Source organism: Streptomyces sp. UF-297, from assembly GCF_058245575.1.
Window position 1 is genome coordinate 1 of sequence record NZ_JBSIBZ010000030.1, and the last position, 11,988, is coordinate 11,988.

Here is an 11,988-nt window from a genome sequence, read left to right on the forward strand (position 1 = left end):
CGCGCGGCGGCGGCCGCGGCGCCTCCATGGTGGGCACGGTCGGCGCGGCGAGCGCGGCGGGCGGCTGGGGCGCGGGGGAGCGCGCGGCCGGGTACGGCCAGGGGTTCGGGCCAGTGCCCTACGGGCCGGACGACGCAGCGGCGCGGCGGCGCCGCCGTATCGCGATGTTCCTGTCCGGTGTGGTCGGCGCGCTGCTGGTCGTCGCCGCCGCCGTCCTCCTGCTCGACCCGGGAGCCGGCCAGGCGAAGAAGGCCGCGCCCAGCGCCTCGCCCTCGCAGAGCGACAAGCCCGCGCTGCCGGCCGGGGTCAAGTGCAGCGGCGCCGACTGCGCCGGCAAGGACCCCGAGCAGATGGGCTGCGGCGGGCGGTACGCCACCAGTACGTCCCGCGGTACGGCGGGCGGCGCCCTGATCGAGGTCCGCTACAGCAAGGTCTGCGGTGCGGCCTGGGCCCGTATCACCAACGCCGTGCAGGGCGACCGGGCCACGATTGCCGCGGGCGGCAGCAGTCAGCGGGCCACGGCGGGGGCGGATGGCGACGCGTATACGCCGATGGTCGCGGCGCCGGGGGGTCCTAAGAAGATCACTGCGTGTGGCAGGACGGTTGCGGGGGTGCAGGGGTGTGCGGCGCCGGTCGCGGCGGCGTCCTGAAGGTGGCGCCGGTACGTCGTCTGCGGGTGCGTCGTGGCTGGTCGCGCAGTTCCCCGCGCCCCTAAGGCATGCGCAGTTCCCCGCGCCCCCGAAAGATGCGCAGTTCCCCGCGCCCCTGAAGGTGCGGAGGCCCCCGCGTCCCTGAAGGTGCGTCGTTTCCTCGTGCCTCTGAGGAAAGACCGGAGGCGAGGGGATTGAGGGCGGGAATCGCGGGCAGGCGGACTGGTACCCCCCACGGGTGTGCAACTCGGCGGCTGCCCGCGCTCCCCCTCCTGGAGCGGGCGGCCGCCCACCCGGGGCGGTTGGAGACGTTCGAGTCGCGCGGGCCGGTGAGGAGTCCCACACCGGCCCGCCGTCTGCGCCGGGCGGAGGTCCGATAGCCTGACGGCCGAGTCTCTCGATACCAAGAGACCTCTCGACACCAAGAGACCTCGTTACAACAAGAGACCTCGGCAAATGGGCAGGGACACCCACCGCCACCCATGGTGGTCCGGGGGCTTGCCCCCGAAAACGTCGCGCAGGAGATCGCCATGACCCGCACTCCCGTCAATGTCACCGTGACCGGCGCCGCCGGCCAGATCGGTTACGCACTCCTCTTCCGCATCGCTTCCGGCCACCTCCTCGGCGCCGATGTGCCGGTCAAGCTGCGCCTCCTGGAGATCCCGCAGGGCCTGAAGGCCGCCGAGGGCACCGCCATGGAGCTGGACGACTGTGCCTTCCCGCTGCTCCGCGGCATCGACATCTCCGACGACCCGAACGTGGCCTTCGAGGGTGCGAACGTCGCCCTGCTGGTCGGCGCCCGCCCCCGTACCAAGGGCATGGAGCGCGGTGACCTGCTGGAGGCCAACGGCGGCATCTTCAAGCCGCAGGGCAAGGCCATCAACGACCACGCGGCGGACGACATCAAGGTCCTGGTCGTGGGCAACCCGGCCAACACCAACGCGCTGATCGCGCAGGCGGCGGCGCCGGACGTGCCGGCCGAGCGCTTCACCGCGATGACCCGCCTGGACCACAACCGCGCGATCTCGCAGCTCTCGCAGAAGACCGGCGTCCCGGTCTCGGAGATCAAGAAGCTGACGATCTGGGGCAACCACTCCGCCACCCAGTACCCCGACATCTTCCACGCCGAGGTCGCCGGCAAGAACGCCGCCGAGGTCGTGGGCGACGAGAAGTGGCTGGCCGACACCTTCATCCCGACCGTCGCCAAGCGCGGCGCCGCGATCATCGAGGCCCGTGGCGCCTCCTCGGCCGCCTCGGCCGCCAACGCCGCCATCGACCACGTCCACACCTGGGTCAACGGCACCGCGGCCGGCGACTGGACCTCCATGGGCATCCCCTCGGACGGCTCCTACGGCGTCCCGGAGGGCCTGATCTCCTCCTTCCCCGTCACCACCAAGGACGGCAAGTACGAGATCGTCCAGGGCCTGGAGATCAACGAGTTCTCGCGCGGCCGCATCGACGCGTCCGTCCAGGAGCTCACCGAGGAGCGCGAGGCGGTCCGCGCCCTCGGCCTCATCTGAGCCTGCGCCACCACAACACCGGGCCCCTGAGGGGGCAGTGAACCACCCGAGCCCGTACGGTCCCTCGCACAGAGAAACGGACCGTACGGGCTCGGTCATGTTCGGTTATGCTGCGTCCTCCAACTTTGCCAACTCGCCCGTCACGGTGGACATTCGGGGCCATGGGGGAATCCGGTGACACAGACGTACCTTTCGCATCAGCAGGGCTCTCCACAGGGCTCTGCACAGGGCGCTCCACCGGGGAGAGAAGGCGTCGCGCCCGTCGCCCCGAGCGCGAGTGAGGCCACCCGGCTGCTGTGCGCCGGCGCCTACCTCGACGACACCTTCCGCGACACGGTGATCGAGGAGCTCTACGTCCGCGAAGAGCGCATCGTCGCACCGTCGTTGGGCATGGACGCGGCCCGCGTGCTGGCCCACGCGCTGCGCGCCCGGCGCATGGAGCTGGGCTGGGCCGCGGGAATCCTGCTGCTGTGGGTCGTGGCGACCGTGCTGTCCTCGGGCCTGGCCGCCATCTATCTCGGGCCGGTCCTGCTGCTGTTCGTCGCGGCCCGGCTGCGCCGTATCGTCGCGCGGCTGCCGTGGTACGTACGCGCCGGGGTGTGGCTGCTGCGCTGGTACGGGCGGCTGTCCATGATCCTGATCGTGCCGATGCTGCTGGTGCTGATCTTCGGCAGCGACGACTTCGTCCCCGTCACCGCGCAGGACGTGCCGGGACTGCCGGTCTTCCCCGTGGAGTCCGCCCCCGACTCCGGCCGGATCGTGTTCGGGGCGTGGGTGACGCTGGCCCTGCCGCTCGTCCTGGCCTGGGCGGTGGCCACCCAACGCGGCCAGTTCGCGCGGTCGTTGGCGGCCGAGCTGTCCAAGGCGCGCTTCCCCGACATGGCCTCGGACCCGGCGGAGCAGGCCGAGGGCGTACGGTTTCACCGGCTGCGGCAGCGCATCCGTACCGAACAGCACGGGCCGCTGGTGATGTACCACTCCGCCCGCCCCTTCTGCGGCGCCGGGATCTCCTTCGAACCCTGGTCGCTGTCGGTGGAGTTGAAGCCGGACAAGGAGCGCAAGCAGCAGCCGCTGGACAACCGGGCGATCCTGGAGCGGATCGTGCCGATGGTGGAGGACCTGCGCGCGCCCTCCTCGCACGGCTCGCCCGAGGCCGCCGCCGCGGTGCGCGACCGGCTGCGCGAACTCCAGGTAGACCAGTGCGTGTTCCTGCCGGTGGACGGCCTGCCGAGCCGCGCGGACGCGCCGTACGGGCCCGAGGCCTTCGCCGTCCACCAGGAGCGCGCGATCGAGGAGGGCGGCGAGGTGCGCCGCCACTTCCTGCGCATCCGGGTCGGCGGCTGGGGCGAGGAGATCGTCACCACGGTCTTCGTGCGCGTGCACACCCAGGGCGGGATGCTGATGCTGGAGATCGCACCCCATGTGCTGCCCCCGCTGCGGCCGTTGTTCCACGACGCCGACCGGATCGCCCACCGCTACCGCCACAACAACGTCTTCGGCAAGGCGGCCTGGGCGCTGACGCAGACGCCCAGTTCGGCGGGGCGGGCGGTGGTCACGCTCTGGCGCGGCCTGGCCTCGGTGTGGCGGATCGGGACCGGCGGCCACGGCGGCGCCCTGCCGGACGGCCCCGCGCTGTCCGTACGCGAACTGGGCGCCGACGAGTACGCCTCGATGTTCCAGCGGATGGACGTCAGCCGCTATCTGAAGAGCATTCAGGACCGGGTGGCGGGCGGGGTGCGCCAGGCGCTGCGCGACGCGGGCTGGCAGACCGACGAGTTCGAGCAGCGGGTCGTCAACAACATCAACAACGGCGGTACGTTCATCGGCGCCGTGCACGGCGCCGTCGGCATCGGCGACCACAACACCATCACCCACTCCACCCCCCAGACCCCCAGCACCGGCAAGGGTCCCGAGTCGGGAGGCAACCATGGCAACGGCTGACGAGCGGCAGGGCGCGGACCGCGGTATCCACATCGGCGAGGTGCACGGCGCCTTCGCCATCGGCGACCACAACACCGTCACCCACCACCAGGCCCCGGGCGCCGTCCGCGACCCCGCGCACGAGGAACTCCTGCGGCTTATACGGCAGTTGCGCCAGGACCTGGACCGGCTGGTGGTCAACCCGCAGACCACGGTGCTCGGCGCCGAACTCGCCGACGCCCAGGCCGAGATCGAGGAGAGCGGGCGGGCGGGCCGCTCCCGGCTGACCCGGCTGCGTACCGCCCTCTCCGACGCGAGCGCGGTGACCGGCCTGCTCGCCTCCGGAACCGCCGCCGCCGGGGCGGTCTCGGCACTCCTGGGAGGGTGAGATGGGCGGCAAACGAAACGGGGGGCCGGGCCCGGCGCGCTGGAACGACGAGACCCAGAGCTGGGAGGACGGCGGTCCGCCGCGGGCCCGCCACACCGGCCCGCCGCCACCGCGGCCCGCTTACGAACCGGCGCCCGGCGCCCCGGGCCAGGAGCCGTCCGCCGATCCCGCCCGGGCCACCGACACCGGGTACGGGCCTCCGGGCGGCGGGCGGCGCCCGGGGTCCACGGCCCTGATCGCCGTGGTGGCCCTCGCCGTGGTCGCCGCGGGCTTCGGCGGCGGCTGGCTGGTGTGGGGACCGAAGGACGACAAGGGCCGGGACGCGGCAGGGGAGCGGCCGCCCGCGGCGTCGGCGCCCGCCACGCCCCCAAGCTCCCCGCCGCCCGCGACCGATCGGCTCACTCCGGCCGGCACCCCGACGGCCTCCCCCTCCGCCTCGGGCGGGGCCGTGCCCCAGGGCTTCCACCAGGTGCGCGACGAGGAGGGCTTCTCGCTGGCCGTACCCGACGGCTGGCGGCGCAGCCAGGAGAAGACCGGCGTCTTCTACCGCTCCCCGGACGGCCGCGGCCTGCTGCAGATCTTCGAGATCACCGAGGCCGACTTCTCCCCGCGCGAGGCGCTCAAGGAGGCCTCCAAGGGGCTGTCCGGCAACCCGGGTTACCAGGAGATCAGCCTGGAGCAGGTCGCCGACCAGGGCCCCAGTCCGGACGCCGCCCAGCTGGTCTACGAGTACGACAGCGAGAAGCTGGGGGTGCGCTGCCGGGGCGTGGACCGCGCCTTCACCGGGCCCGACGGCCATCACTACGCGGTGCTCGCGATGGCGCCCGCGGCGGACTGGCCCCGGCAGGAGGAAGTCCAGAAGGCGGCGCTGGCCTCCTTCGTCCCCGACCCGTAGCGGGCGGCGGGCGGCGGGAACGGCGGGGTGCCGCCGAGCGTTTCCGATCATGAACCGGACGGTGTCGGGCGCCGTATGGAGCGGCGTACCGACACCGACCCATGTGATCGCAGACCGTCACGGGAGGCCGCCATGCTCGACAGCTCCGTCGCCGTACGCCCCGCCACCCCCCAGGACGTGCCCCGGGCCGTACGGACCCTGGGCCGGGCCTTCGCGGACTACCCCTACACCCGGCACACCGTCGCGGCCGACGACCACGCCTGGCGCGTGGAGCGCTTCCAGGAGCTGTTCCTGACCCGTATCGGCCTGGAGCACGGGCGGGTGTGGGTGGCCGACGACGGCGACGCGGTGGCGGTGTGGACCACCCCGCAGACCCTGGCCGCCGGGGACGTCTTCGCCGAACTCGCCCCGCGGATGCGCGAGTTGGCGGGCGACCGGGCGCAGGCGAGCGAGGCGGCGGCGGCCGTGCTGCTGCCGCACCGGCCGACCGGGCCCGCCTGGTTCCTGGGCACGGTCGGCGTCGACCCGCTGCGGCAGGGCAAGGGGCTGGGCCGGGCGGTCGTGCGGCCCGGCATCGAGGAGGCCGAACGCGCCGGGCTGCCCGCCTTCCTGGAGACCTCCACCGAGACCAATGTCGCCTTCTACCGGCGGCTGGGCTTCGAGGTGACTGCCGAGCTGGACCTGCCGGGGGGCGGCCCCCGCACCTGGTGCATGCTGCGCCGCCCCGGCGCGCGCGACGGCGCCTGAAGCAGTCGGTCCGCGGCCGTGTGGCCCGTGCGGGTTCGGCGGGGGCGAAGGGCCCGCACGGAACCGTGTGCATTCCGTGATGGACGGGGCGGCGCTCGCGCCGCCCCGTCGCCGTATTCTGAGGACTGGTCGTAAACCCGCCAACTTCCTTGAATAACACAGGAGTTCGGCCATCGGGGGGTGCAAGGGTATGCCCGATCAGGACCCGTCCCACACCGAAGCCACCCGCCTGCTGTGCGCGGGGGCGTACTTCCACGGAAACTTCCGCCGCCGGGTCATCGAAGAGCTGGTCGAGCACGAGGAACGGCCCGTCGCCCCGTCGCTGGGCATCGACGCCGTCCCCGTTCTGGCCCATGCGCTGCGCGCCCGCCGCCTGGAGGCCGAGACCGCGCTGCTGGTGCTCGCCCTGTGGGCCGCCTTCATCATCACCGAGCTGACCGCGGGCATTCCGCCGCTGATGGCCGTGCCGTGGTTCCTCGCCTACGCCGTCGTCGCCTTCCTGGCCTGGGCCGGACGCCTGGCCCTGGGCGCCCGGAGCCTGTCCGCCTACACCCTGGACCGCTCGACGGTACGCCAGGCCAGCAGCGGCCGCATGAAGGTGCTGGCGCCGATCGCGCCCCGGTTGTTCGTCCTCACCTACTGGGGCCTGGCGATCGTCCTCGCCTTCACCGACGGCCGGGTGGTGCTCGCCCTCCTCTTCCCGCTGCTGCTGGTCCTGCCGGTGTGGCTGCACCGGTCGCGGGTCGAGGCCGTGATGCGCCACGAGCTGGCACGCCCGGTGTTCGCCACGCTGCCGCGGGCGGTGCCGCCGCCCACCCTGCGGCTGCGCCGGATCGCCGCTTCCGTCGACCGCGAGCAGCACGCGCCGCTGACCATCTACGACCCCTACCGCCCCTTCGTCGGCGCCGGGCGGCCCTACGAGCCGTGGTCCTTCGCCCTGGAACTCAAGCGCAGGGCGGCGCCGGGCGCACCCCGCGACGGCGCCCGCCCGGAGGACCAGCGCCTGCTGGCCCGTACGGTCGTCGATCTGATCCGGCCCCGGCTGGAGCGGCTGCGCGACTCCGCGGCGGCCACCGGCCGGGACCGGCTGCGCGAGCTGGAGATCCAGGAGTTCGTCTATCTGCCGGTCGGCCCCGCCCGCGGCCAGGTCACCTACGACCCGCCCGCCGTGCAGCGGCATCTGGCCGACGCCGTGGACGAGGGCGGCGAGGCCCGCCGGCACTTCCTGCGGATCCGGGTCGGCGCCTGGGACGAGCAGGTGGTGGTCTCGGTCCTGGTCCGGGTGCACACCCAGGGCGGGATGCTGGTGCTGGAGGTCGTCCCGCACGTCCTGATGCCGCTGAGCGACCTGTTCCGGATCGTGGACGTGATCGCGGGGCGCGGGTCGGGGGACGTGGGGCGCGAGGGCGTACGGGCCCTGCTCTCCGCCCCGAGCGCGTCGGTGGCCGCCGGGGTCTCGGCCGTACGCACCCTCATCGCCCTCTTCCGCGTGTGGCTCGCCGACCCGCGCCGGGCCGTCCCCGACGGCCCGGCCACCTCCGTACGCGAGATGGGCAGCTCCGGGGAGATCTCGCTCATGCAGGAGATGGACGTCAGCCGCTATGTGAAGACCGTCCAGGACCGGATCGTCAGCGGGGTGCGCGAGGCGCTGCGCTCGCAGGGCTATGAGACGGACGAGTTCGAGCAGCAGATCGTCAACGTCAGCGGCGGCGGGGTCTTCATCGGGTCGATGAGCGGCGGCGCCGTGGCCACCGGCGAGCGGGCCACCGCGCGCAGCGGCACGGGCCCGGGAGCCGGCAGCGACGGCAGGCCCAGCACCGCGAAGGGAGCGAGCACATGACCAGCACCGGGCAGGACCGCCGGGAGGGCGAGGAGGAGGCCGGGCCCCCGCTGTCCACCCCTTCCTCCGGCCCTTCCTCCGGCGACATCAGCATCGGCGTGATGACCGGCGGCGCGGTGGCCTCCGGGCCCGGGGCGCAGGCCGTGCACTCGGGCGGGCCGCTGTCCCCGGACGCCGCCGCGCTGCTGTCCGCGGTACGCACCCTGCGCGAGCACCTGCTGCTGCTCGCGCCGCGCGAGGGGGCGGGCGGCGCCGAACTGACCGACCTGGACGACCAACTCGCCCAGGTCCAGGAGGAGATCACGGCCACCGGACGCACGGACGCGGGCCGTCTGGCGCGGCTGCGCGAGCGGCTGGAGCTGGGCACGAGCGCGGCGGCCGGGCTGGCCTCGGCGGCGACGGTGGCACAGGCGATCGGCCAGCTGCTGGGCTGAGCGCGCGTACGGGCACGAGGGACGGGAACGGGGCGGTCGTCATGAGCAACTGGGACGCGGACAACCAGCGTTGGGTGCGCGGGACGCCGGGCCCGGCCCGCCCCGGGCCGGAGCCGCCGGACGACGTCGTCACCAATCCCCAGCGCACGCTGATCCTCGCCCTGATCGGCGTGGTGCTCTGCGCGGCCCTGGGCGTCGGCATCTTCCTGCTCGTACGCAACGGCGGTGACGAATCTCCCCAGTTGGGGCCGCCGCCCACCGGCACCGCGCTGGTGACCCCCTCCACGGACCCCGCGTCGCCGACCTCGGGACCCACCTCCGAGCCGACCGCCCCGACCCCGTCGCCCTCCGAGCAGGTCCCGGCGGGCTTCACCCGCGTCCAGGACCCGGCCGGCTTCACCGTCGACGTTCGCGACACCTGGCAGCGCAGCACGGAGGGCGCCAGCGTCTTCTTCACCTCGCCCGACGGCTCCCAGCTCCTGCAGATCTTCCAGCTCAACGGGCCGGAGCCGACGCCCGTCGACTCCGCCCAGGAGGCCGAGCGGCTGGCCTCGGCCCTGGACGACTACGTCCCCGTCACCCTGGTCCGCATCGGCCAGGAAACCGACGCCGACGCGTTCCTCGAATACACCTACACCCACTCCACCCAGGGCCCGCGTCGCATACTGGACCACCGCTTCGCCGCCGCCGACAACGCCATGTACGCGATCGTCGCCGCGGCGCCCGTGGACGAGCGCACCACCCAGTCCGAGGTCCAGCAGGCCGCACTGAAGTCCTTCTGCCCGACGGCCTATTGCAACGCGTCCTGACCCGGCGCTGCGCCTCAGACCCCGCCCGGAATGCGCCCGTGCAGCACCAGCCCCCAGGCCAGACACCCCAGTGCCGCGGTGCCGGCGAGAGCACGCAGCAGGTTGAACCGGACCCAGGCGGCCTCGAAGCGGGCGCGCACGGAGGCGAGATCGGCGTGCTCATCGGCCGGGCCCGCCGCGGCGAGCTGGTTGTTCAGGGGGATATTGGCGGCGCCGGTGATGACGAGCAGGGCCAGATAGAGGACAAAGGCGGCGATCAGCCAGGGGAGCACGCCGTGGCCGTCGGCGCGCAGGTGCAGCGCGGTGGTCGCGGCGGTCAGCAGCAGGGCGCCGATGTAGACCAGCAGGAACCAGCCGTTGAGGATCGCCACGTTGATCCGCTGCATCGTCTCGACCAGGGTGCGGTCGTCGGCCTTGCGCAGGCCCGGCATCACGGAGCAGGAGAAGGCGAAGAAGAGGCCTGCGCTCAGGCCGGTGGCGATGGTGGCCGCGACGAGTGTGGCGGTGCGGGCCGTTTCGTACATGGAAATCCCCCGATTCTGTGCACGTGCCCCGCAGGGTAATCGCTCCGCTGGGGGCGTGGAATGAATCTGCAGGTCGGTGGGGGCTGAGCGCGCAGTTCCCGGCGCCTCTTAAGGGCGTCTCTTGCGGGGCCCGGTGGGAAATCGGAGTGCGGGGCGGGCCGAGTCTGAACATGCTGGAGGGGACCCGTGCGCGCACCGGCGGGCCGTCGTCTCTCGGGGAACAGGGAGGAAGCGGGAATGAGTGTGCAGAGGACCGGCCCGGCGATCGAGACCGCGGGGCTGGTGAAGGTGTTCGGCGAGACCCGGGCCGTGGACGGGGTGGATCTGACCGTGCCGGCCGGGACCGTGTACGGGGTGCTCGGGCCCAATGGCGCGGGCAAGACCACGGTGGTGAAGGTGCTGGCGACGCTGCTGCGGCCGGACGGCGGCGAGGCGCACGTCTTCGGCCACGACGTGGTGCGCGAGGCCGACGCGGTACGCGGCAGGGTCAGCCTGACCGGCCAGTACGCGTCGGTGGACGAGGACCTGACCGGGACGGAGAACCTGGTCCTGCTGGGTCGGCTGCTCGGCCACAAGAAGCCCGCTGCGCGGGAGCGCGCGGCCCAGCTGCTGGCGGCGTTCGGGCTGAGCGAGGCCGAGGGCAAGCAGGTCAAGCACTACTCGGGTGGCATGCGGCGCCGTATCGACATCGCGGCGAGCATCTTGAACACCCCCGACCTGCTGTTTCTGGACGAGCCGACCACCGGGCTCGATCCGCGCAGCCGCAACCAGGTCTGGGACATCGTGCGGGCGGTGGTCGCGCAGGGTACGACGGTCCTGCTGACCACCCAATACCTGGACGAGGCCGACCAGTTGGCGTCCCGTATCGCGGTCATCGACCACGGGAAGGTGATCGCGGAGGGGACCAAGGGCGAGCTGAAGGCGTCGGTGGGCGCGGGCTCGGTGCATCTGCGGCTGCGCGACGCGGAGCAGCGGCCCGAGGCGGAGCGGGTGCTGCGGCAGACGCTGGACGCCGAGGTGCAGCGCGAGCCGGACCCGGTGGCGCTGACCGCCCGGGTGGGCGCGGACGGCAGCGGCCAGGGCGCCGCAGAGCAGGCCGGGCGGGCGCTGGCGGAGCTGGCCCGCAGCGGCATCACGGTCGACAACTTCGCGCTGGGGCAGCCGAGCCTGGACGAGGTCTTCCTGGCGCTGACCGACCGCCGCCCGGCCTCCGGCCCGCAGAAGCCGGGGCAGAAGCCGGGGCAGGAGCCGGGAGGACCGGGGCAGAAACCGGACCCGGACCCGGAGCAGGAGCAGGAAGGAGTGACGGCATGAGCACCGCACCCACGGCGGCCGAGGCGCGTACGGAGGATCTCGCGCCGGTCACCGCCGAGAGCCTGGCCGAGCTGCTGGTCGCCAAGGACCGGCCGCCGCGCCCCAGCGCCTTCTCCGCCTCGCTGACCTTCGGCTGGCGCGCCCTCCTCAAGATCAAGCATGTGCCCGAGCAGCTCTTCGACGTCACCGCCTTCCCGATCATGATGGTGCTGATGTACACGTACCTCTTCGGCGGTGCGCTGGCCGGGACCCCCACGAAATACCTGCAGTTCGTGCTGCCCGGCATCCTCGTGATGAGCGTCGTGATGATCACGATGTACACCGGCGTCTCGGTCAACACCGACATCGAGAAGGGCGTCTTCGACCGCTTCCGTACGCTGCCCATCTGGCGCCCCTCGACGATGGTCGGCTATCTGCTCGGCGATGTGCTGCGGTACGCCATCGCCTCGACCGTCATGCTGTGCGTCGGACTGATCCTGGGCTTCCGCCCCACGGGCGGGGTGGTGGGAGTGCTCGCGGGGGTGGCGCTGCTGCTGGTCTTCTCCTTCGCCTTCTCCTGGGTCTGGACGATGTTCGGCCTGCTGCTGCGCAGCGAGAAGTCGGTGATGGGCGTCAGCATGATGGTGCTCTTCCCGCTGACGTTCCTCAGCAATATCTTCGTCGACCCCAAGACCATGCCCGGCTGGCTCCAGGCCTTCGTCAACAACAGTCCGATCACCCATCTGGCCACGGCGGTAAGGGAGTTGATGGCGGGCGACTGGCCCGCTGCGGACCTCCTGTGGTCGCTCGGCTGGGCCGCGGCGTTCCTGCTGGTCTTCGGTCCGGTCACGATGCGGCTCTACAACCGCAAGTGAGACGGCGGCGGGCCCCGGGAGCGCGCGGCCCGCCGCCCGATCGGCCCATCACCGATGGTGACCGTTCGAATGCACTGCGTACGGTCATGGGGC

At 72.8% G+C, this 11,988-nt stretch carries 12 protein-coding genes; 11 read left to right on the forward strand and 1 reads right to left on the reverse strand.

The genetic code is table 11. From position 1 onward, the window contains the following. The 9 genes from AC4IJH_RS18835 to AC4IJH_RS18875 all read left to right on the forward strand — a co-directional run. Nucleotides 1–650, forward strand: a 650-nt coding sequence (locus AC4IJH_RS18835) for a DUF2690 domain-containing protein (RefSeq protein ID WP_490852915.1), incomplete at its 5' end; no start/stop codon positions are given. 530 nt (nt 651–1,180) lie between these two features. Then, on the forward strand, nt 1,181–2,170 hold the full coding sequence (locus tag AC4IJH_RS18840; protein WP_490852916.1) for a malate dehydrogenase: 990 nt from the start codon (nt 1,181–1,183) through the stop codon (nt 2,168–2,170). A 174-nt stretch (nt 2,171–2,344) separates the two neighbouring features. Next, entirely contained in the window at nt 2,345–4,111 is a 1,767-nt protein-coding gene (locus tag AC4IJH_RS18845) for an AbeC-like domain-containing protein (protein ID WP_490852917.1), read from the forward strand. Then, nucleotides 4,098–4,478 (forward strand): hypothetical protein, encoded by a 381-nt coding sequence (locus tag AC4IJH_RS18850; RefSeq protein ID WP_490852918.1) that lies wholly within the window; start codon nt 4,098–4,100, stop codon nt 4,476–4,478. The genes AC4IJH_RS18845 and AC4IJH_RS18850 overlap by 14 nt, the downstream gene beginning before the upstream one ends. 1 nt (nt 4,479) lies before the next feature. Beyond that, nucleotides 4,480–5,373, forward strand: a complete 894-nt coding sequence (locus AC4IJH_RS18855) for a serine/threonine kinase C-terminal domain-containing protein (RefSeq protein ID WP_490852919.1) — start codon at nt 4,480–4,482, stop codon at nt 5,371–5,373. A gap of 132 nt (nt 5,374–5,505) precedes the next feature. Further along, nucleotides 5,506–6,120, forward strand: a complete 615-nt coding sequence (locus AC4IJH_RS18860) for a GNAT family N-acetyltransferase (RefSeq protein WP_490852920.1) — start codon at nt 5,506–5,508, stop codon at nt 6,118–6,120. Nucleotides 6,121–6,310: 190 nt separating this feature from the next. Continuing rightward, on the forward strand, nt 6,311–7,960 hold the full coding sequence (locus tag AC4IJH_RS18865; RefSeq protein ID WP_490852921.1) for an AbeC-like domain-containing protein: 1,650 nt from the start codon (nt 6,311–6,313) through the stop codon (nt 7,958–7,960). Further along, nucleotides 7,957–8,394 carry a hypothetical protein gene (locus AC4IJH_RS18870; RefSeq protein WP_490852922.1) on the forward strand — a complete coding sequence of 146 codons (438 nt, stop codon included), beginning with the start codon at nt 7,957–7,959 and terminating at the stop codon, nt 8,392–8,394. Before AC4IJH_RS18865 ends, AC4IJH_RS18870 begins: the two co-directional genes overlap by 4 nt. Nucleotides 8,395–8,435: 41 nt before the next feature. After that, entirely contained in the window at nt 8,436–9,203 is a 768-nt protein-coding gene (locus AC4IJH_RS18875) for a serine/threonine kinase C-terminal domain-containing protein (protein ID WP_490852923.1), read from the forward strand. Nucleotides 9,204–9,217: 14 nt separating this feature from the next. On the opposite strand, the gene AC4IJH_RS18880 is transcribed toward AC4IJH_RS18875, so the two are convergent. Continuing rightward, on the reverse strand, nt 9,218–9,727 hold the full coding sequence (locus AC4IJH_RS18880; protein ID WP_490852924.1) for an anthrone oxygenase family protein: 510 nt from the start codon (nt 9,725–9,727) through the stop codon (nt 9,218–9,220). A gap of 237 nt (nt 9,728–9,964) precedes the next feature. Here AC4IJH_RS18880 and AC4IJH_RS18885 point away from each other — a divergent pair, with 237 nt between their 5' ends. Then, complete coding sequence (locus tag AC4IJH_RS18885; RefSeq protein WP_490852925.1) at nt 9,965–11,041, forward strand: ATP-binding cassette domain-containing protein; 1,077 nt, start codon at nt 9,965–9,967, stop codon at nt 11,039–11,041. Further along, the gene (locus AC4IJH_RS18890; protein WP_490852926.1) at nt 11,038–11,895 is read left to right on the forward strand and encodes an ABC transporter permease; all 858 of its coding nucleotides are present in this window, start codon (nt 11,038–11,040) and stop codon (nt 11,893–11,895) included. The genes AC4IJH_RS18885 and AC4IJH_RS18890 overlap by 4 nt, the downstream gene beginning before the upstream one ends. Nucleotides 11,896–11,988 lie beyond the last annotated feature (93 nt).